The organism is Streptoalloteichus hindustanus (genome assembly GCF_900129375.1).
GTDB lineage: Bacteria > Actinomycetota > Actinomycetes > Mycobacteriales > Pseudonocardiaceae > Streptoalloteichus > Streptoalloteichus hindustanus.
Genome location: NZ_FQVN01000003.1, coordinates 538,158 through 559,204 on the forward strand (window position 1 = coordinate 538,158; position 21,047 = coordinate 559,204).

At 70.3% G+C, this 21,047-nt stretch carries 16 protein-coding genes; 10 read left to right on the plus strand and 6 right to left on the minus strand.

Going from position 1 to position 21,047, the window contains the following annotated elements:
• Positions 1-36: 36 nt before the first annotated feature.
• The 4 genes from BUE43_RS11640 to metF form a co-directional block, all read right to left on the minus strand.
• Entirely contained in the window at positions 37-3,129 is a 3,093-nt protein-coding gene (locus BUE43_RS11640; protein ID WP_073482013.1) for a LamG-like jellyroll fold domain-containing protein, read from the minus strand.
• Between the two features lie 6 nt (positions 3,130-3,135).
• A complete protein-coding gene (locus BUE43_RS11645; RefSeq protein WP_073482016.1) occupies positions 3,136-4,344 on the minus strand; it encodes a hypothetical protein in 1,209 nt (402 codons plus the stop codon).
• On the minus strand, positions 4,304-5,191 hold the full coding sequence (locus tag BUE43_RS35090) for a hypothetical protein (protein WP_234995665.1): 888 nt from the start codon (positions 5,189-5,191) through the stop codon (positions 4,304-4,306). The genes BUE43_RS11645 and BUE43_RS35090 overlap by 41 nt, the downstream gene beginning before the upstream one ends.
• Positions 5,192-5,978: 787 nt before the next feature.
• Positions 5,979-6,872 carry a methylenetetrahydrofolate reductase [NAD(P)H] gene (metF, locus tag BUE43_RS11655; RefSeq protein WP_073482021.1) on the minus strand — a complete coding sequence of 298 codons (894 nt, stop codon included), beginning with the start codon at positions 6,870-6,872 and terminating at the stop codon, positions 5,979-5,981.
• 116 nt (positions 6,873-6,988) lie between these two features.
• On the opposite strand from metF, the gene BUE43_RS11660 reads away from it, so the two are divergent.
• The 3 genes from BUE43_RS11660 (at position 6,989) to BUE43_RS11670 (ending at position 11,439) form a co-directional block, all read left to right on the plus strand.
• Positions 6,989-8,101, plus strand: coding sequence for a polyprenyl synthetase family protein (locus tag BUE43_RS11660; protein ID WP_073482024.1), 1,113 nt, complete (start codon positions 6,989-6,991; stop codon positions 8,099-8,101).
• A gap of 473 nt (positions 8,102-8,574) precedes the next feature.
• Positions 8,575-10,059 carry a phytoene desaturase family protein gene (gene crtI / locus BUE43_RS11665; RefSeq protein WP_073482027.1) on the plus strand — a complete coding sequence of 495 codons (1,485 nt, stop codon included), beginning with the start codon at positions 8,575-8,577 and terminating at the stop codon, positions 10,057-10,059.
• 189 nt (positions 10,060-10,248) lie between these two features.
• The gene (locus BUE43_RS11670; RefSeq protein WP_073482030.1) at positions 10,249-11,439 is read left to right on the plus strand and encodes a L,D-transpeptidase; all 1,191 of its coding nucleotides are present in this window, start codon (positions 10,249-10,251) and stop codon (positions 11,437-11,439) included.
• 91 nt (positions 11,440-11,530) lie between these two features.
• Here BUE43_RS11670 and BUE43_RS11675 read toward each other — a convergent pair whose 3' ends face one another.
• Positions 11,531-11,890: a hypothetical protein gene (locus tag BUE43_RS11675; protein WP_073482033.1), complete on the minus strand. Its 360-nt coding sequence runs from the start codon at positions 11,888-11,890 to the stop codon at positions 11,531-11,533.
• A 163-nt stretch (positions 11,891-12,053) separates the two neighbouring features.
• Here BUE43_RS11675 and BUE43_RS11680 point away from each other — a divergent pair, with 163 nt between their 5' ends.
• From BUE43_RS11680 to BUE43_RS11705, 6 genes are all read left to right on the plus strand, one after another.
• Positions 12,054-12,902 (plus strand): helix-turn-helix domain-containing protein, encoded by an 849-nt coding sequence (locus BUE43_RS11680; RefSeq protein WP_073482036.1) that lies wholly within the window; start codon positions 12,054-12,056, stop codon positions 12,900-12,902.
• Position 12,903: 1 nt separating this feature from the next.
• Positions 12,904-13,089: a DUF397 domain-containing protein gene (locus BUE43_RS11685; protein WP_073482039.1), complete on the plus strand. Its 186-nt coding sequence runs from the start codon at positions 12,904-12,906 to the stop codon at positions 13,087-13,089.
• A 344-nt stretch (positions 13,090-13,433) separates the two neighbouring features.
• Positions 13,434-14,288: a polysaccharide deacetylase family protein gene (locus tag BUE43_RS11690; protein WP_200797464.1), complete on the plus strand. Its 855-nt coding sequence runs from the start codon at positions 13,434-13,436 to the stop codon at positions 14,286-14,288.
• Between the two features lie 295 nt (positions 14,289-14,583).
• Positions 14,584-15,024: a CBS domain-containing protein gene (locus tag BUE43_RS11695; RefSeq protein ID WP_407697114.1), complete on the plus strand. Its 441-nt coding sequence runs from the start codon at positions 14,584-14,586 to the stop codon at positions 15,022-15,024.
• Between the two features lie 542 nt (positions 15,025-15,566).
• Positions 15,567-17,012 (plus strand): polyprenol phosphomannose-dependent alpha 1,6 mannosyltransferase MptB, encoded by a 1,446-nt coding sequence (gene mptB / locus BUE43_RS11700; RefSeq protein ID WP_143174095.1) that lies wholly within the window; start codon positions 15,567-15,569, stop codon positions 17,010-17,012.
• 94 nt (positions 17,013-17,106) lie between these two features.
• Entirely contained in the window at positions 17,107-18,111 is a 1,005-nt protein-coding gene (locus tag BUE43_RS11705) for a phytoene/squalene synthase family protein (protein ID WP_073482045.1), read from the plus strand.
• A 25-nt stretch (positions 18,112-18,136) separates the two neighbouring features.
• Here BUE43_RS11705 and BUE43_RS11710 read toward each other — a convergent pair whose 3' ends face one another.
• A complete protein-coding gene (locus tag BUE43_RS11710; RefSeq protein ID WP_073482048.1) occupies positions 18,137-18,502 on the minus strand; it encodes an Rv2175c family DNA-binding protein in 366 nt (121 codons plus the stop codon).
• 203 nt (positions 18,503-18,705) lie between these two features.
• Between BUE43_RS11710 and pknB the strand changes: the two genes are divergently transcribed.
• On the plus strand, positions 18,706-20,838 hold the full coding sequence (gene pknB, locus BUE43_RS11715) for a Stk1 family PASTA domain-containing Ser/Thr kinase (RefSeq protein ID WP_268844423.1): 2,133 nt from the start codon (positions 18,706-18,708) through the stop codon (positions 20,836-20,838).
• Positions 20,839-21,047: the final 209 nt, after the last annotated feature.

Below are 21,047 nucleotides of genomic sequence, written 5' to 3' on the forward strand. Positions count from 1 at the left end.
GCCGGCTCGGTCGTAGCTGGTCTCGGTACGGGTCCCTCACACGTCGGTGTAACTGACAGTTCGGCCCAGCAGGTCCGCCTTGGTCGTGGCCGTGCCGTGCACGTCACCGACCGAAGTGGTGAGCGGGTCTCCGCCAACCTTGTAGTCGTGAACAACCTTCCGCTCACCGGCAGTGGAGTTCGCCGGGTAGGTCTTCTCGACGACTCGACCACGCTCGTCGTACCGGGTACAGATCCAACCGCCGCCACCGGCGCTTTCCGCGATCACCCGGCCGCGCAGGTCGTAGACCTGCTCTTCGGTGCGCGCTGGGCCGGACGCGGGCTTGGGTCCGGTCGAGCCCTTCGCCAGACCCGACTGCGGAATCGGATCCACCGCAGATGTGCACGGGTTGTCGCGCGTCTCGGTGTTCCCGTAGTGGCTGTAGACGGTCGCCGCGCCAGAAGGCGTCTGCTTGCCGACTCGTCTGAGGTAGCCGTTACCCGGCTTCTCGTAGGCGGTCTTGGTGGTCAGACGAAGGCCACCCGGGTCGGAGGTCGAGGAACCCGCCAGACCGTAGGCGGGGTCCAGCCCCTCCCGGTAGTTGGTCGTACTGCGGTGCTCGGGGACCGAGTCGGAGTCGAGCTCGACCGTTGAGGTGGTGAGGCCGTAGTCGGGAGTGAGCTTGTCCGCGGGCACCTTGGCCCAGTCGAAGCCGTTCTCCTTCCGCCAGGTGAAGTCGATCCCGTTGCTGCCCCGCGTCTGGTTTCCGGACAGTGCGTGCCGGATGTAGTCGATGCGTAACCGGTGTGGGCCAGCGGACAGGGCGATGGCCTGCCGCCCCTGGTTCACGCGACCGGCCGCCCCCATGTGCTTGCTGACCTCCTTCTCGCTCAGGGGACGGTCGTAGACCGCGACCTCGTCGATCAGAGTCTGCGCGGTGTTCCCGTCAACCCGGGCTCCGATGCGCACGGGCGCGGCGTTGGCCCCGGGCTTCGCACCCGGAGTTCCCTCGCCCGCCTTCTTGCCGTTGATGTAGTAGGCCACCTTCCCCTGGGAGTCCCGGGTCACCACCACGTGGTTCCAGTGGTTGGGGGCCAAGGTCTCCGTCGAGAGGCCGGGCCCCGCGGTGGTGCCCGCGCCCTGGAGGAAGTCCAGCTTGAAGTCCGGCCGCAGCACCAGGTCGAACGAGGCGTTCCAGCCGGAGGCGTTGTCAACCTTGTTGATCAACATCTGGTGCGCGTTCTCCACCACGCGCGGCTTGACCCACATCTCGACGGACATGGCCCCGGTCAGGTTGAGCGCGTCGTGGTGCGGAATCTCCACCTTCCCGCCGGAGAAGTCGACGGCTCTGCTGTTGTCATCCGGCATCGCACCATCACGCTGGCGAGCCACCGATCCCGAGTAAGTGCCGTTCCGACCGTTGCCAGAGCTGTCCCTAGCGGTCTCGTCGTTGTCTCCGAGACGCCAGTAACCACGTGGCTTCGACTCCACGACGTTGGGGGCATAGGTGCGGTCGACCACGAGGTTGTCGTCGACGTAGAACCGCATGCCATCCGTCGCGCCATCTTCCGCCGTGCCGAACATGTAGGAGCCCGCGCTGTCCACCTGGAGCTGACCGGTGAGGCGTCCCGAGTAGGCGCTCTTCAGGTCCAGTCCTTCGGCTGGGGCGTTGGCGCTCCAGTCAGTGTTCGGCCCACTGGTGTTGTAGCTGTTCGCCGGGCCGGACATGGTGGCGTTGGACCACCACGCGGCCGACAGACCGGTCATGCCCTCGTCGTAGGACGTCCGCTTGCTGGGGATCTTGTCACATCCCGCTGGGGCTGGGCTCTTGGGTCGCCGGTCACCGCCGAAGCACGCCTCCGGAGCGGGTCCGTAGGTCTCGACCGGGTTGCCCTTCGCGTCGTAGATCGTCGTCGTCTTCCGCCCGGCGGCGTCCGTCTTCGACAACTCCTTGTCGGCGTCAGCCCACTCGTGTTTGCCGGCCTTTCCGGTCGCGTCCGTGTCAACGAGCATCCGCCCGGCGGCGTCACGCGTGACCCGACGTGAGTAACCCGAGGCGGGACTCACTCCGGCAACGTCCACTTCCGTCCAGTCCGGTCCGTACGAGTAGTCGTGCCTCGGGCGCTGCGTCGGCTTCTGGTCGACTCCCGTCGGTTCCGGCGCCTCCACCCACAGAGCACGTTTCTGCCCGTCGTACCCCAGCCGATGGTTGGGGGCTTGCGTGTCGCGCTTCTGCGGGTCGACGACGATCCAGTCCATCGAGGCGCTGGTTCGCATCTGGTCGAGCAGGTGAACGCTGTTGAAACTGAACTGCGTGAGCTCCGCGCCCGGGTTCTGGAGCTGTGCCAGCCGGCCGTTGAGGTAGTAGAGATGCGACTTGGCGCCGTCCGGAAGTGCCACCGTGCACAGGAAGCCGGGAGGCGGAGGCCAGTCGTAGCCGGTCCACTTCGGGCATTCCTGGGATCCCGAGTAGTGCAGGGTGATCGCCCGGTTGGAGACCGGGTCGATGATCTTGGTCAGGCGAGGGATCGGATTCGACGCGTCCGGCGTCGTCCACTCCATCCGAGCCGCGGCCGGCTTGCGCGCGTCGACGGGCGACGTAATCGACACGATGTTCCCGGAGGAGTCGAACACGTAGGTCGTGCCGTCAGAATCGATCAGCGTGAGCTTGCCGTCACCGTCGCGCGACAGGGTGCCGTACTCGCCGGCAGGTGGGGCGTACCCACCATCGGCGAGCTTGGTGTAGGTGTGCGCGGCGCCCGTGGTGTCCGTGAGCACAACCGTGCTGTCCGTCAGGGCAGCCTTGGTGTAGCCCGTGCCCGTGCCGTCGAGGTCAGCGGACACCGACCACCCCGGCGGCATCGTGGCCGCGGTCGGCGAGAGCCAGGACGAGGGGACCTCCACCGGAGCGTCAACGTCCTTCTTCGCCCAGAGGCGGACGAAGGCGTCCCGGAGGTGTTCCTGGTACTCCACCCGGATCGGGTAGTACTTGCCGACCTCCAGTTGCTTGGCGGTCCCGAACCGGGGCGGCTCGGTGCCGCCCATCCAGGTCGACCACTCGTCGAACACGAGGTCATTGCCGATCCACACCCGCATGCCGTCGTCGTGCTGGCCACCGAACACGTAGCTTCCGGTGGCAGGCACACGCACGTAGCCCTACCAGCGAATGCGGAACCCGTCCTTGGGAATCACCGGCTCATAGGGTGAGCCGTCGGGCCACCAGTACGAGACCTGGGGATCGGTGCGCACCAGCACCGGCGAGTCCGTGTCCTTGATCCCGTCGTTCGAGGTGCCCGTGTAGTAGGAGCCGACGAGGCCGGTTTCCTCCACGCCCTGGGAGTTGTAGGTGAACTGGACGGAGACGTCGCCACCAACGGTCTTCATCGCTGGAGTCGAAGCCCTGGTGATGACGTTTCCGGTCGAGAGGTTGACCGTCACAGGTCCTACCGCGTCACCGGGCACCGGGCCCTGAGCACCCAGCCGCAGGTCCACCTTGAACTTGCGGGAGGCGGCCAACGTCGACACCGTCTCCGGCATCTTGTCCCTGGCCCGTGCCGTCCAGGTGTAGTTCACGCCGTCCTTGAGGACTCCGACCGGCACGGTCCAGGACGGGCTGTCGAGCCACCCGGACTTGGCCACCAGCCCCGACTGCCCGTCGGAACCCGTGGCGACGGAGAACTCGTACTGAACCGTGTCGTTGTCCGGGTCAGTCACAGCCCCGACCGTCAGCACCGGCTGCTTGGTCGACACCACCGCCCGATCAGACGGACCTTGGAGTGACGGGGTCGCCGGGGTGCCGTTCTTCGTGGAGAAGCTGTAGACCTGTGAGACGTTCCAGGAGTTGGCCGGCATATAGCCGTCCCGAACCCTGGCGTACCAGTAGTAGGTCTTGTTCCATTCGAGTGCCGCGGCCGGGATCTTCCACACTGCGGGATTCGACCCACCGGTCTTGGTGATCGTCCCGGAACTCGCGATCTGAGTGGCGTAGACGTGGACGGGGTCCGTTCCCACGTAGAACTCGACGTACCGGTCGTCTCCGTTGGGGTCCACGGTGTCGACCCCGACTTCGATGTCCCTGGTGTGCCACGAGCATCCGTCGCAGCCGGGCTGACCGGTGACGTACGGCCAGTCGTTGTAGGAGATCAACAGGTACGACGCGGTCGGGGCGGCCTCGTCCACGGCCAGCTTCTTCCAGTACGCGGGGTCGCTGTGGCCGTTGTCGTTGACCATGAAACCGTGCCAGGCGGCGGATCCGTTGGCGTAGTTCGCCATCCAGTCCGTGATGTCCACGCTGGACTCGCTGCCACCGGCGCCCTCACCCTGCTTACCGCCGGTCGCCTGCCCCGGCTGGTTGTTCCAGGTCATGGTGGCCGCGTCCCACGCGATGTTCGCACCCCAGAGCCAGACCCGGCTGACTGGACCACATCCAGTAACCACGCCACTCGGCATGCAGGATCTGCTTGCCACGGATCGGGTCGATGTTGTAGTTCACATACGCCCGGTTGTTTCCCGCGCCGGGGTAATAGCCGACTTTGAGCACACAGCCAGCGGAGTCAGCACACAGCTGGCGGCTGTAGTTCTGATCAGGCCAGCCATCACTCACGTACGTGTTGGTGTAGACGTTCGGTCCGTAACCATGCGGATCGCTGAGCGCGGGATCAACCGTGACCGGGTACTTACGTCCCTGGGTCGACAGCCACTTGCTGTCAACGCTCAGGACGACCAGCCAACCCTTGTCATCCCGCTCGAGCCGCTGCGACACCGGTTCCCGCACGGGCTCCATTCCGCTCGCGTCCCACACTGTGGGGGCCGGAATCACCAAGCGGGCCTTGCCCGCCCCGTCCTTGACCGCGATCGAGCCGTCCTTCTCCGGCTTCGGTTCGAGGTTGGCGGCGACACGCAGCCGGTACTTCCACTCCGGCTTGGACGGCGCCTTGTGGAGGACCAGGTCCTGCTTGAATCCTCGGTTCAGCACGCGGACCTTCAGGTCCACACCGTCCTGAACACCCTCATAGACAGCGGTGGAGCCGTCCCTCTTCGCGTCACGCACCGCGAAGTCGATGGGCTCCAGCTCCGCCGAGGCTCCGTCCCGCGTCTGGGCCCGGATCACGGCACCTGGCCCGCTTCGTTCAGGCACTCGCGAGTCGGTGACCGCCGCCTTTGGTTTGAGCACGCCGTCCTTGCGTTCCAGCTTGGTGTCTACGGGCACCATCTGGCCGCCACCGTCCGGAAACGTTGACGAGATCCCGGTAGAGCTTCACCGCCCTCGTCCCGTCCGGGTTGCGGAAGACGTTCGCGGTGGGCTTCCGTTCGACGAGCTGGGACTGACCGTCGACGTAACCGGAAGAGTCCTTCACCGGAGCGGTTGACGGCTTCTTCGTGTCTCCCACAGGTGATGACTGCGAGAAATCACCCTTGGGAAACTCCGGTTGCACCGAGGACCCCGGCTCGTTTCGCAACGGCCGAATATCCGTCGGTTTTCCGGACGTGGGCTGTGGCGACTCGGCGAGCGAGACCGAAGCGGTCACCGTCGCCTGGGCCACGGACACACCTAATGTGACCGCCAGGGCGAGAGCGACCATGCGTCTCGCTCGTCTGCGGGCATGCCGAAATCTGTCGGCACGCGTCATGACAAGAACCCCCTTCACGAGCATCGATGCGGGCCCCCGACTCCCGCGCTCAAACAGGGTTGATCTTGAGTAATCGCCGACACGGACGACAGGGGTCAAATGGATGAAACGGCACCATCGCCGCGTGACCGACGTCACCCGACGATTGCTCCGAAAAGCTCTGCCGCTATTGCCCTACATGCGGATCGGCGGGAGCCCGCACGAGGAGGTAACGAAAGAAACCGCGAGAGCGTCCGCTGTGCGCTCTTCTCACGAACGTTGCGGGGTCTACCGCCTTTCTACCTACAGCCTCAAACAAGCTGATACTGCAAACGCCTCAGCGTTTCGCGCGCATGGCGGCGAGAGTAGGGAGGCCGACAGGAGAAGGGGTCAGGCGCGGGTGGGGACGAGGCCGAGGCGGGAGACGACCTTGCTCGTGGCCAGGGAGCGGTTGAGGGTGTAGAAGTGCAGCGCGTTCACGCCCTCGTCGAGCAGTCGTTGCCCCATCTCCGTCGCGATGTCGACGCCTTCGGCGCGCAGCGCCTTCGGGTCGTCGGCGTAGCGCTCGATCCGCGAGGTGATGGTGGAGGGCACGGGCGCGCCCGCGAGGTGGGCCATCTTCTGGACACCGCGGAAGGTGCTGATCGGCATCATGCCGGGCAGCAGCGGCACCTCGTCGAGGTCGATCCCTTGCGCGGCAACACGATCGCGGAGCCGCAGGAAGTCCTCGACGTCGAAGAAGAGCTGCGAGATCGCGTAGTGCGCGCCGGCTCGGATCTTGCGCACCAGGTAGGTGGTGTCGGCCTCGAGGTCGGTCGACCGGGGGTGGCCGTAGGGGAAGGCCGCGACCCCGACGCAGAAGTCACCCAGTTCGCGGACCAGCCGGACCAGGTCCTCCGCGTAGGCGAGGCCCTGGGGGTGCCGAATCCACTCGCCGTGCACGTCGCCGGGCGGGTCGCCCCGCAGCGCGAGGACGTTGTGCACGCCGACGGCCGCGTACCAGCCGATGACGTTGCGCAGCTCGGCCACCGAGTGGTTGACCGCCGTCAGGTGGGCGACCGGCACGAGCGTCGTCTCCTGCGCGATGCGCCCCGTCACCCGGATGGTGCGGTCCCGCCGCGTGCCGCCGGCGCCGTAGGTAACGGACACGAAGGCGGGATCGAGCGGCTCCAACGAGCGGACCGCGCGCCAGAGCTGCCGCTCGCCCTCGGAGTCCCGCGGTTCCAGGAACTCCACAGAGAAAACGGGCCGTCCGCAGCGCACCCGATCGACCACCGCCACCATGCTTCGGAGGGTACTTCCGGGACCGATTGCCGAGAGCGGGGTCTCAGGGAATGGGAACAGACATCGTCAAATGACCCCGGCACACGTCGCCGACAGCCCCCTTGGAGGATGGGGGCGTGCCCGCAACGCCAGACAGCAGCCTCCACTCCGGCCTCGACGTCGACCTGCCGGGCCACGTCGAGCGGGAGCTGACCGCCTTCCTCGCCGAGCGGCGGGAGGAGGCGGAGCGGATCGACGAGTCCTTCGCGCGGGCGGTGGACGCGTTGTCCGGCTTCGTACTCGGCGGCGGCAAGCGCATCCGCCCCACCTTCGCCTGGTGGGGGTGGCGGGGCGCCGGCGGCGACCCGGACGGCCCGGAGGCGCCGGCAGTGCTGCACGCGCTCAGCGCGCTGGAGCTGATCCAGGCGTGCGCGCTGGTGCACGACGACCTCATGGACGACTCCGCGATGCGGCGGGGCTCCCCCACGATCCACGTCGCCTTCGGCGAGCGGCACCGCACCGAGGCGTTGCGCGGAGCACCGGAGCGGTTCGGCCTGGCGGCGGCCGTGCTGCTGGGCGACCTGGCGTTGGCGTGGGCCGACGACATGCTGTTCGAGGCGGATCTGCCCGGCGCGGCGTTGCGCAGGGCCGCCGAGCCGTGGCGCGCGATGCGCACCGAGGTCCTGGCCGGCCAGTACCTCGACGTGCTCACCCAGGCGCGCGGAGACGAGTCCGTGGAGGCGGCGCTGCGCGTGCCCCGGATGAAGACGGCCGCCTACACCGTGGAGCGCCCGCTGCACCTGGGCGCGGCGATCGCGGGCGCCGACCGGTCGCTGGTCGACGCGTTCCGCCGGTTCGGGGCGGACCTCGGCATCGCGTTCCAGCTCCGGGACGACATGTTGGGCGTGTTCGGCGACCCGGAGGTCACCGGCAAGCCGGCCGGGGACGACCTGCGCGAGGGCAAGCGCACGTTGCTCGTCGCGCTCGGGTTGGAGCACGCCGAGGCAAGCGGGCGTGCTGACGCGGCCAGGGCGCTGCGGGCGGCGGTGGGCGACCCGGAGTTGTCCGAGGAGCGGGTGGCGGTCGTGCGGGAGCTGCTGGTCGACCTCGGCGCGGTGGCGGCGGTGGAGCGGCGGATCGAGGAGCTGCGGGAGAACGCGCTGGCCGCGCTCGCCGCCGCCCCGGTCGCGGAGCCGGCGGCGACCCGACTGGCGGAGCTGGCCGTCGCGGCGACCCGACGCAAGCACTGAGTGGCGGAGCTTCGGGCGGATGGCGGCGGTTCGGTCTTCTGGCTTCGGCATCTCGGGCATCTCGGGCCTCCTGGTTGGCGCGTTCGGGGTGGTCGGGACGGACGGGACGGACGGGACCAGGAAACACGATTCGTGGTTTTCGTGTCGTTGTTTGTCCACAGGCCTCGGTAGTTATCCACAATCACACCATTGCCGGGTGAATTTTCGTGCCCTCTTTGGGTCGCTATCCACAGGCTGGTTTTTGGGTGGGCGGCCGGGGGCGGGATGTCGATAGGCTGGAGCGGGGTCGCCCCCCAGGGTGGGTGGGGGCTGTCCGGAGGTAAGGGCCGGGGAAGCGAAGACCCGGCCCGCCCGGCGATCATCTCCCCGGCACACAGCCAGCGAGGCCAACCCGGCCCGCCCCCACCGGTTCGCCGCCCGGCCGAGGTCCTCCCGGCCCAGCGGCCCCTTCCCTCCCCCTCGGAGAACCAGTCGTGAGACGAGTTGCGCACGCCACCGTGCCCGGCCGCACCGATCACGTGGTCGTGGTCGGCGCGGGTCTGTCCGGGCTGTCGACGGCCCTCCACCTGCTCGGCGCCGGCCGCGCGGTCACGGTGCTGGAGCGCGAGCCGCACCCGGGCGGACGCACCGGCCGGCTGGACGTCGACGGGTTCCGCATCGACACCGGCCCGACGGTCATGACCATGCCGGAGCTGGTCGACGACGCCCTCGCCGCCGTCGGCTCCTCGCTGGCGGAACGCCTGGAGCTGACCAAGCTCGACCCCGCCTACCACGCCCGGTTCGCCGACGGCAGCACCCTCGACGTACACACCGACCCGGAGGCCATGGAGACCGAGATCCGCCGTCTCGCTGGCCCCCAGGAGGCACTGGGCTACCGCCGGCTCCGCGCCTGGCTGACCGAGCTGTACCAGGCGGAGTTCGACCGGTTCGTCGCCTCGAACTTCGACTCGCCGCTCGACCTGCTGCACCCGTCGCTGGCGAAGGTCGCGGCGCTGGGCGCGTTCGGCCGCCTGGACAACGCGATTGGCCGGTTCGTCCGCGACGAGCGGGTGCGCCGCGTGTTCTCGTTCCAGGCGCTCTACGCGGGCCTGCCGCCGCAACAGGCGCTGGCCGCCTACGCCGTCATCCCGTACATGGACACGATCCGCGGTGTCTACGCGGTGCGCGGCGGGTTGCGGCAACTCCCCCAAGCGCTCGCCGACGCAGCGACCGAGGCCGGTGCGAAGTTCCGCTACGACACCACCGTCGCCGGCCTCGAACGCGCGGGCTCCCGGGTGACGGCCGTCCGCACCGCCGCCGGCGAGCGCATCCCCTGCGACGCCGTGGTCCTCACGACGGACCTGCCCGTCTCCTACCGCCTGCTCGGCCGCGCGCCGCGCCGCCCGGTCGGGCTTCGCTGGTCCCCCTCCGCCGTGGTGCTGCACCTGGCCAGCGACCGCCGCGCCGAAAATTTCCCACATCACACGATCTCGTTCGGCGCGGCCTGGCGCGGCACCTTCCGCGAGATCATCCGCGACGGCCGGCTGATGTCGGACCCGTCGTTGCTGGTCACCACGCCAACCGGCGTCGACCCCGCGCTGGCCCCCGCCGGCCGGCACCTGCACTACGTCCTGGCGCCGTGCCCGAACCTCCAGGCCGGACCGCTGGACTGGGCGCGCCTCACCCCGGCCTACGTCGACGAGCTCCGGGACGTGCTCGCGGCGCGCGGCCTGCCCGCCGCCGACGGCGAGCTCCTGCACGTGACCACGCCGCTGGACTGGGCCGCGCAGGGCCACGCCGCCGGCACCCCGTTCAGCGCGGCGCACACCTTCGCCCAGACCGGCCCGTTCCGGCCGCGGAACCTGGTGCGGGGCACGGAGAACGCGGTGCTCGCCGGCAGCGGCACCACGCCCGGCGTCGGCATCCCGACCACGCTGGTCTCCGGCCGACTCGCCGCGGCGCGGATCACCGGGCGGTAGTCGCACCTCCGGGTGATCAGCCGACAGGGGAACCTGCTATCTCTAGGTCCTCACCCACGGTGGCCGTCTCTCCCCGAAAGGGAATGACGGCCCGCTCGAACGTGACCGAGGTCACGTTGGTCATTGCCCAACGTCAGGGCGAGCCAGAGCGTCAAGGGGGGCGGAGGGCAACGACAGTAAGGGGAACCCATGCTGGGGGAACGACGCCGGGTCCGGCGTTGGGTGACGGTCGGCGCGACCGCACTGGCCGCGGTCGCCCTGGCCGCGACGATGACCTCGTGCAGTGGGAGCAGCACGCCCAGGGCCGAGGCGCAGGGCAACGCCTCGCCGGCGAGTCCACCGCCGCAGCCGGCCAAGGTCGCCGTGGCGCCGGCCAACGGGGCGGCGGACGTCGCGCCGGTCGCGCCGGTGAAGGTGGACGTCGTCGACGGGACGATCACCGAGGTCGCCCTGACCAACCAGGAGGGCAAGCAGGTCAAGGGCACGCTCGCGCCGGACAAGAAGAGCTGGGTGGTCGGCGAACCGCTCGGCTACGGCAAGAGCTACACGTGGACGGGCAACGCGCTCGGGGCCGACGGCAAGCCGGCGCCGATCACCGGCTCGTTCACCACGGTCAAGCCGGCGCGCACGATCAGCGCCAGCGTCAACGTCGGTGACCACGAGACCTACGGCATCGCCATGCCGATCATGGTCAACTTCTCCGCCCCGGTGCCGGACAAGGCCGCGGTGCAGAAGGCGATGACGGTGGAGTCCTCGGTGCCGACCGAGGGCGCGTGGGGCTGGATGGACAACAAGACCGCGGTGTGGCGGCCGAAGGAGTACTGGAAGCCCGGCACCCAGGTCACCGCGAAGATCAAGCTCTACGGCGTGCCGCACGGCAACGGCGTCTACGGCGCGCAGGACGTGACGTCCACGTTCACCATCGGCCGCTCCCAGGTGGTGCAGGGCAACACGTCGACGCACCGCATGGTGGTCCTCCGCGACGGCCAGCAGATCGCCGACTACCCGGCGAGCTACGGCGCCGACAACGACCCGGGCCGCGTGACCCGCAACGGTCGCTACTGGGTCATGTCGCGGCAGAACACCGTGCGGATGAAGAACGACAAGTACAACTACGACGTCGTGGTCAACTGGGGCGTGCAGCTGTCCTACAACGGCGAGTACGTCCACGCCTACGACAGCTCCGCATGGGCGCAGGGCAGCCAGAACGTCTCGCACGGCTGCGTCAACCTGACCACCGCCCGGGCCAAGGAGTACTTCGACGGCGCGCTGGTCGGCGACCCGGTGGAGATCACCGGCTCGGCGATCGACATCCCGCCGACCGGCAACGACATCTGGGCGGTGCCGTGGGACATGTGGGTGGCCAAGTCCGCCGCATGAGCCGCGAGCTCGACAGAGGACGCGACGCGCCAGTGGGCCCCGCCCGCTGGCGCGTCGTCGCTTTCCGGGATCGTCCGAAGTGGACCTCGGCTCAGCTCCGGCGGTCGAGCGTCGGGGCCTCCGGCACCTCCATCCCGCACACGAGGAGCACCCGGTCGGGATTGGTCAGGTACTCGTGCGTCTTCCGCACCACCGCGCACGGCCACGGCTCGCGGAGCAGCCACCACCCCCGCCACCGGTGACCGCAGCTCGCGCAGTGCCCCGCCGCGTCCGGCCGGTGCTCCCGGAGCAGGGACCGGACCAGGCTGACGATCGTCGGCACCTCGATTTCCGCGAGACGCAGCCTGGCTTTCTCCGACCCGTCCCCCACGACCAGTTCCACGTTGTCCAGGTACTCGTACAGCCGATCCTCCAACTCGTCGAACGCGGCGACCACCGCCGTCGACACCATCCCGATCCTCCCTCGACGTGGATTCGCCCTGGCGCCGGAAATTTCCGGTCAATGTCAGGCCGACACGCAACCGCACTTTCGGGTGAATGGTCGTGAATGGGCTGGCGGAAAACCCTCATCGATCCCCTACCTTCCTCGCCGAGTCCGACGGAAGGAGCGATCGATGGCGGAGCCGACCCCCACGGTGCGGGCCCGGCAGGTGGGCGCCGAGTTGCGCCGACTGCGAGAAGCGGCCGGCTATACGGCAGCCCAGGTAGCGGGTTACCTGGACATGTCTCCCAGCAAGGTCAGCCGGTTGGAGAACGGCCGACGCGGCATCCAGGTCGAGGACGTCGCGGCGCTCCTGACGTTGTACCGCGTCAACAGGCCGACGAGGAGCGATCTGCTGAACCTGTGCCGAGGCTCCGGTGAACGTGGATGGTGGCAACGCTCCTACCGTTTTGTGGACGGAATGTCCTCCTACGCGCAGTTCGAATCCGAAGCGACCAGGATCACCAATTTCCAGCCACTGCTCGTGCCAGGACTACTGCAAACTCCTGATTACATGCGCCTGGTGTTCGAGAATGGCCATCTCCCGAAAGAAGATGTCGAGCAGCGCATAGCGCACCGGCTTGCCAGGAAGAGCGTCATGAGCAAGGTCCAGCCACCGCAGTTCACCGCGTTGATCGACGAGGCAGGTCTGCGCCGCGTGATGCGGATGCCAACAGTTGCCGTCGAGCAACTTCGCTACATCGTGCTGATGGCTCAGCGGCCGACCGTGACCCTGCGGGTCGCCCCCTTAGCCGCAGGGCATCTTCCTACGAGTAGCCCATTCGTGATCATGGATTTCGCCGAGAATCCCTCGATCATCGTCCTTGAGGCGCCGACCACGGCGGTCTACATCGAAGATCGCCAAGAGGTGCCGGTCTACCGCAAACTTCTGCACACGATGTTGCGCCTCTGCCTCAGCCACGACGAATCCGTCCGCTTCGTCGCCTCGATGGCCGACGAAGCCGAAGAAGCAGGAAGCTGAAGTGACCGCCATCCACGAGAGCCGGCGGTGCTGGCGGAAGAGCAGCTACAGCGCGCTGAACAACGACTGCGTCGAGGTGGCGCCGGCCAGCGGGGACGTCGCCGTCCGGGACTCGAAGAACCCCGACGGCCCGGCCCTGACCTTCTCCCACAGCCAGTGGCGGTCCTTCCTCGCGCGTCTCGGCTGACCGCCGCCTCGGCTGCTCCACTTCTCCTCGGCGACGCTCCCCCGGTCGGCGGCCCGCGACGTGGCGCGAACGCGCCCGTCGCGGGCCGGTCCGGGTGCACACCGAACGGGTCACCACTGTGCCCCGGTTGGCCGTTCCGTTATCTACCGACCTGATCACCACATCAGTTCGTCGGTCATTTTCTTGCGGCGAAGTCGCAGGTCACGAGCCTGATGTGAACTTTGAGTGGACGGATCTCCACAAGCCGCTGGTGTAGGCATTTACAGAGTCGTAACATCGCGCGACGGGGTGCCTCCGTACGGTGTCGGGGCACCAGAACCCGGCCCGACCGAGGAGCTGATCGCGTGCCCAGACCCGTGCGGACGCTGAGTCGACGAGGACTGCTGACCCTGCTCGCCGGGTCCGCGCTCGTCGCCTGTGGAAGTCCGAACACCCAGCCGGTCGGGGCGACCAGTTCGGCGAAGCCGGGGGCGCCCGCGCAGGGCTACCGCCCGCTCCGGGACGACCTGATCTCGCGGTACGCGATCGACCGGCCCAAGGCGTGGGGAACCGACGTCACCGGCGTCATCACCCGGTTGAACACCGACGAGAAGGTCGTCGCGCTCACGTTCAACGCCTGCGGCGGCGACGACGGCAACGAGGTCGACCAGCGGCTCCTGGAGCTCCTGCGCCAGCGGCAGGTCCCGGCGACGCTGTTCCTGAACGCGCGGTGGATCGACGCCAACCACGCCGTCGCCGAGGCGCTGGCCAAGGACCCGCTGTTCGAGATCGCCAACCACGGCAGGACGCACCGGCCGCTGTCGGTCAACGGGCAGACCGCGCTCGGGGTGCACGGCACGCAGAGCGTGGCCGAGGTGATCGACGAGGTGGCCGGCACCCACGAGAAGATCACGACGCTGACCGGCCGGGCGCCGCGCTTCTTCCGCTCCTACGGCGGGTACTACGACGACGTCGCCGTGCGCGTGCTGGCCGACCTCGGCGAGAAGGCGGTCAGCTACGAGGTCAACGCCGACGAGCGGGGCACGGCCCCGGCCGCGCAGGTGGAGCGGAACGTGAAGGCCGCCAGGGCCGGGTCCATCGTCATGGCGCGGATGAACACGCCCAACGGGGGCGTCGTCGCCGGTCTCACGGCGGCCCTGCCGAAGCTGACCGCCGCCGGCTTCCGGTTCGTGCGCCTGTCGGACGTGGTGAAGGCCTGAGCCGACGCGCCCGGCGCCGGCCGGGACAGCACGTTCCGTGGCGTCGCGCGGGTTCGAACGGCTCGTCGTGGGTACCTCAGGGACGTGCGCCGACCGCTGTGGGTGACGCCGTGTGGCCGCCGCCCCCTCGTCGGCGCATGCTGGGGCCGGCTGTTCGGAACCCGGATTCCCCGGCGGGGACCGACTGCCGGGGGAACCACCTCAACCGACTTCCCGGACCGCCGGCCGAGTCACGGTCGGCCCGGGTCGCGGGCGCCCCGCCCGCCCGGGTCGGCGCCGGAGGAAGGAGGTACCCGTGACCACCCGCCAGAACCTCAAGGCTCGCGACATCATGCACGGGGAGGCCCGGTGCATCGGTGAGAACGGGTCGCTGTACGAGGCCGCCCGGATGATGCGCGACCTGGACGTGGGCGCCCTGCCGATCTGCGGGGAGGACCAACGGCTCAAGGGCATGATCACCGATCGGGACATCGTCGTGCGGTGCTGCGCCGAGGGACACGACCTGCGGAACACGCGGGCCGGCGAGTTCGCCGGCGAGCTGCACTGGATCGACGCCGACGCCGACCTGCGCGACGTCCTCGACCTGATGGAGAACCACCAGGTCAAGCGAGTCCCGGTGATCGACGTGAAGAACGGTCACCGGCTGGTCGGGATGATCAGCGAGTCGGACCTGGCCCGCAACATCACCGACGAGCAGCTCGCCGAGTTCGTCTCGAAGATCTTCACTCCGCACTGACCCCGCCGACCCACCGCCGCGCCGGTCGCACAACCGGATGCACGGTGGATGGTGCTCTCCTGACGTGCCCCGGCAGGAGAGCACCGTCCAGCGCCCACCCGGACCCAGACGGCAACGAAGTGACACGGGTCACACATGTGACGGCGAGAAAGGGGAGCTCGTCACACCCGTGGGACACGACGGCGTTGCCCGTCGGGCTGTCCGGGCGTTGTGGGACCATGTTCGGCGCGATGCCCGCGACTCCGTCACTGCCCCGTCCCGGCACCGACTCCGGCACCAGCCGGACTCCGGTGACGGACGCGCCTGCCCGCAAGAACCCGTGTGCCGAGCCGACACTACGGCATCTCCCGACGGGCGGCGCCCGGGCTGACTCGCGGACCGGCACGGCGGCCGAGCCCGCCTCGCCCCCCGCGTCCCCGTCGAGGGCCGCGTCCCCGCTGACCACCGGACCGACGCCGGCCGGGTCGCCGACCCGGCCGACCACCGGGTCGGCGCCGACGCGGGTCGCGGTCCGCTCGCCGCTGGTGTGGCGGCGTCCGCTCATGAACCCGCGCACGCTCCTGCTGGGCCTGCTCGGCACCACCCTGCTCGCCCTGGGCGGGGTCGGCGCGGGCGGCACGCTCGTCCGGGACCCGCTCATCGTCGACAGCGCGCTCTCGTGGGTGCGGTATGGGCACGGGCGCGACCTGGCGACCGGCGTGGTCTACGTCGGCGTGGCGCTCCTGGTCTGGGCCTGGGTCCGGATGGGCCGCGAGGTCCGCGCCGAGCGGTCCAACGCCCACGGGGTGCTCACGACCATCGCGGCGTGGTGCGCGCCGCTGGCGATCGCGCCGCCGCTGTTCAGCCGGGACGTCTACAGCTACCTCGCGCAGGGCAACCTCGCGTTGCAGGGCTTCGACCCGTACGCGGTCGGGCCGTCAGTGCTGCCGGGGCCGCTGACGGACAACGTGAGCTGGCTGTGGCAGAACACGACCGCGCCCTACGGGCCGCTGTTCGTGCTCGTGGCCAAGGGCGTGGTCGCGGTGACCGGCAACAGCGTGATCAGCGGCGTGCTCGTCATGCGCCTGCTCATGCTGACCGGCCTGGCCATGCTGTGCTGGGCGCTGCCCGGCCTGGTCCGGCACCTCGGCGGGCGCACGTCGCTGGCGTTGTGGCTGGCGGTGGCGAACCCGTTGACCCTGGTCCACCTGGTGGCCGGGGCGCACAACGACCAGCTCATGATCGGTCTGCTCGCGCTGGGCACGCTGTTCGTGCTGGACGGCCGGCACGTCAGGGGCATCGCCCTGGTCACCGTCGCGGCGGCGGTCAAGGCGACCGCCGTGGTGGCGCTGCCGTTCCTGGTGTGGGTGTGGGCCTCGCGGCTGCCCGGCTCGACGTGGTCCCGGTTCGCCCGATCGGCGGGCGCGGGGCTGGCGGTGTTCGCCGGCCTGTTCACCCTGTGCACCGTGCTGGCCGGGGTCGACCTCGGCTGGATCAGCGGGCTGAAGACCTCCTCGGCGATCATCAACTGGCTGTCGCTGCCCACCGGCCTCGGCATGCTGGCCCACTCGTTCGTGGGGCTGTTCGCCGACGTGGCCCACGACCCGTTCATCTACGTCGGGCGGACGCTGGGCTCCCTGCTGCTCGCCTACGTGGCGGCCCGCCAGTGGTGGGCGGCCAGGGACGGCGACGCCCGCGAGGTGGTGCGCCGCGCCGCGCTGGTGCTGCTGGCCGTCGCCGCGCTCGCCCCGGCCACCCTGCCGTGGTACTTCAGCTGGGCGCTGGCGCTGGCCGCCGGCCTCACCTGGCGGCTCCCGGTGATGGCGCTGGTCGTCGGCGGGTCGGTGTGGCTGCTGCTGGTGACCTACCCGTCCGGGGACAGCGCGCTCACCTCGTGGGGCTTCCTGACCGGCGCCCTGCTCGTGTCCGTGCTGGCCGGCGTCTCGCTCGTGCGGCCCGACCCACTGGGCCTGTCCAGCCGGCCGGCGACGGGCGAGGCCCGGGCGTGAGGCGCCCTCGGTCCGGGTGTCCCGCGCGGACCCCCGGGAGCGGTCCCCTGAGCACCGGACGCGGTCTCCCGAGCACTGGGCGCGGGCTCCCCCGATGAGCGCGACCGAACTGGACGCGGCCGGGATCACCGAGCCGCGCCTCCGAGCCGCGTACGCCCGCTGCCGGCGGCTCAACGCGCACCACGGGCGCACCTTCTTCCTCGCGACGCGGCTGCTGCCGCCCGCGCTCCGCCCCTCGGTGCACGCCCTGTACGGGTTCGCGCGCTGGGCGGACGAGATCGTCGACGACCTGGCCGACGGGCGGAGCGTGCCCGAGCGGGCCGCCGCCCTGGACCAGCTCGCCACCGACCTGGCCCGGGCGCTGGCCGGCGGCCGACCGGGTCGGGGGCGGCGGACCCCGGTGCTGGTCGCGCTGGCCGACACCGCGCGGCGGCACGGGATCGACCCCGCGTTGTTCGACGACTTCCTCCGCTCGATGCGGATGGACCTCACCAGGACCGAGTACGGCACCTGGGCGGAACTGGCGGAGTACGTGCGCGGCTCGGCGGAGGTGATCGGCCTCCAGCTCCTGCCGGTGTTCGGCACCGTCGTGCCCGGGGAGCTGGCCGAGCCGCACGCCGCCGCCGTGGGCGCCGCCTTCCAGCTCACCAACTTCCTCCGGGACGTCGGCGAGGACCTGGACCGCGGCCGGCTGTACCTGCCCGGCGCGGAGCTGGCCGCGTTCGGCGTGGACCGCGAGCTGCTGAGCTGGTGCCGGACGACCGGCCGGACCGACCCCAGGGTCCGCCGCGCCCTGGCCTACCTCGTGGCCTACACCCGGTCGATGTACCGGGGGGCCGAGCCGGGCGTGGCCATGCTGGCCCCGGCTGCGCGGCCCTGCGTCACCACCGCGTTCACCCTCTACCAGGGGATTCTCGACGAGATCGTGGCCGCCGACTACGCCGTCCTGCGGCGGCGGGTGGTGGTGCCGACCGCGCGGCGGCTGCGGGTGGCGGCGCCGGCGTTCGGCCAGGCCCTGCTCAGCCGCGTCGTGCGCCCGGCGGACCGGGCGCACGACGCGGACGCCGACCTTCCGTCCCGCGCGCCGGAGGCGCGCTAGAAGCCCCCGCGTGCCGGGGGGCGCGCTAGAAGCCCATCGCTTGGGCGCGCCGCTTGACCTCGCGGCCCCGGTCCGACCGCAGCGCGTTGATCGGGGTGCCGGGCAGCGTGGAGTCCTCGCCGAACAGCCACCGCAGGATCTCGTCCTCGCGGTAACCGGAGTCGCGCAACAGCGTGATCGTGCCGGCGAGGCCCTTCACCACGCCCTCGGCGCCGAGGAAGTCCTCGGGGACGACCAACACTCCGTCGCGGCGGAACGCCAGAAGATGACCATCACGGACCAACTGGTGCACCCGGGAGATCGAGAGACCGAGTCGCTCGGCGACGTCGGGCAGCGGGAGCACCGCCACCTCGGGGCCAAGGACATCCGGGGCGACAGGGATCGCACTCACAGCGTCACGATGCCACAACCGACCCCCCGATGCCGTGCACCGACCGGCTGACGTGCGCGTCCCCACCCCCGAGCGGGCGGCGGCCGGCCGGCGCAGAGCGAGATGGGTCACCGGGGGGAGCCGATCACAAGATCAACTACGTCCCACCCCGGGCCGAAGACCGGCCACGACCGCGGGCACACCCGTCCGTACCATCGTGCCCTGTGGACCGCCGGGGGGTTGAGTTGATCGGCACGGTGCTGGAGCACCGCTACCGCGTTGACGCGTTGCTCGCCCGAGGTGGCATGTCCGTCGTCTACCGCGGCCTGGACACCCGCCTCGACCGGCCGGTCGCCATCAAGGTGATGGACGACCGGTTCTCCGGCGACCGCAAGTTCACCGACCGGTTCGAGCGCGAGGCGCGCGCCGCCGCCCGGCTGCACCACCCCGGCATCGTCGCCGTCCACGACCAGGGCGTCGACCGCAGGGTCGACGGCGACCGGGTGTTCCTGGTGATGGAGCTGGTCGAGGGCGGGACCGTGCGCGACCTGCTGCGGGAGCACGGCGCGCTGCCGGTCCCGCTGGCGCTGAGCGTGCTGGAGCCGGTGCTCTCCGCGCTGGCCGCCGCGCACAACGCCGGGCTGGTCCACCGCGACGTCAAGCCGGAGAACGTGCTGATCGGGCGCGGCGGCGTGGTCAAGGTCGCCGACTTCGGGCTGGTGCGCGCCGTGGCGGAGGCCGGGACCACCAGCGCGAGCGTCATCCTGGGCACCGTGGCGTACCTGGCCCCCGAGCAGGTCGCCACCGGCGCGGCCGACGCGCGCAGCGACGTCTACTCCGCCGGGCTCGTGCTGTACGAGATGCTCACCGGCGTCCCGCCGTACACCGGCGACACCGCGCTGTCGGTCGCCTATCGGCACGTCAACGACGACGTGCCGGCGCCCAGCACGGCCGCGGCCGGCATCCCGCCCGCGCTGGACGAGCTCGTGGTGCAGGCGACCCGCCGTGACCCCGCGACCCGCCCCCAGGACGCGGCGGCGTTCCTGCTCGCCCTCCAGCGGGTGCGGGCCGCGCTGAACATCGACCGGGTCACCGTGCCCACGCCGACGACCGTCCCGGCCGCCGCGGCCGCGAGCAACGGGAGCCACCCCAGCACGCCGCCGGCGCCGCTGGCCGCCGACCCGCCGACCGAGCGCATTCCCGCCGTCCGCGACATCGACGAGACGCAGCGCATCGCGCCGGTCAGCTCGGCGACCATGGTCCACCCCGCGCCGGCGCAGAGCGGCCCCCAGCCGATCGGCCCGCAGGGCACCAGGGCGATGTCGCGCACCGACCTCGCTCCGGCCGCCACACCGCAGGTCGGAACACCACCGGGTGGAACACCCGCGCCCGGCGCCGTCCAGCCGGACCGGGCCGCCGAGCGGAACGGGAAGAAGCCGGGCGGGGCGAAGGCCGCCGCGCGCAGGCGGCCGAGCCGGCGTCTGTTCACGCTGTGGATCGTCGTCGTGCTCGTGCTGGCCTCGCTCGTCGGCGGGGTGGCCTGGTGGTTGGGCAGCGGGCGGTGGGCCACCATCCCGAAGGTCGCCAACTTCGAGCGCGCCACCGCCGAGAACGTGCTGCGCGGGGCCGACCTGGTGCCGCGCGTGCGGGAGGAGAACGACGACTCGGTCGAGCAGGGCAAGGTCGTGCGCACCGACCCGGACACCGGCGTCCAGGTGCTGCGCGGGGCCGAGGTGACGGTCGTGGTGTCCAAGGGCCGGCCGAAGGTGCCGGAGGTCCCCGCCGGCGCCGCGCTCCAGGACGCCGAGACCGCGATCCGCGACGCCAAGCTCCAGCCCCGCACCGACAAGGGCCTGGACGAGTTCCACGAGTCCGTGCCCGAGGGCAGGGTGATCCGGCTCAACCCGGAGCCGGGGACGCCCGCGCCGGCCGGCACCCCGGTGACGATCATCCTCAGCAAGGGCGCCAAGCCGACCCCGGTGCCCGACGTCAGGGGCATGAGCCGGGACGACGCGTTCGCCGCGCTGCGCAAGGAGGGCTTCGAGCCCTACGACGCCGGCGCGGAGTTCTCCGAGCAGCACGACAACGGCAAGGTCATCACCACCAAGCCCGGCCCCGGCGAGACCCTGACGAAGCAGAACCGCCGCGTGGGCGTGGTGGTGTCCAACGCCGTCACCGTGCCGAGGTTCCAGGGCTCCACGCTCCAGGACGCCAAGAAGACGGCGGAGGAGCTCAAGCTGAAGCTGAAGGCGCGGGGCCTGCGCCCGGACAAGCACAGCCTGGTGCTGGACCAGTCGGTGGACCCGGGCACCAAGGTCAAGCCCGGCACCGAGATCGAGGTCGAGACCTTCCCCTGATCCCGAGCCCGGCCGGACCGGCCGTCACGTCCTGACCCTCCTGGGGCGTCGGCGGCTCGGGTCCTGCATATCGCACAAGCACTTTCGTATACGAAGTGCCCTCTAGGAGCAGTACGCGACCCTGCATTTCGTATACGAAGTGCCATCCAGGACAGCGGCACCGCGCACTTCGTATACGAAGTACCAGACAAAGATGTTGGCGTACTTCG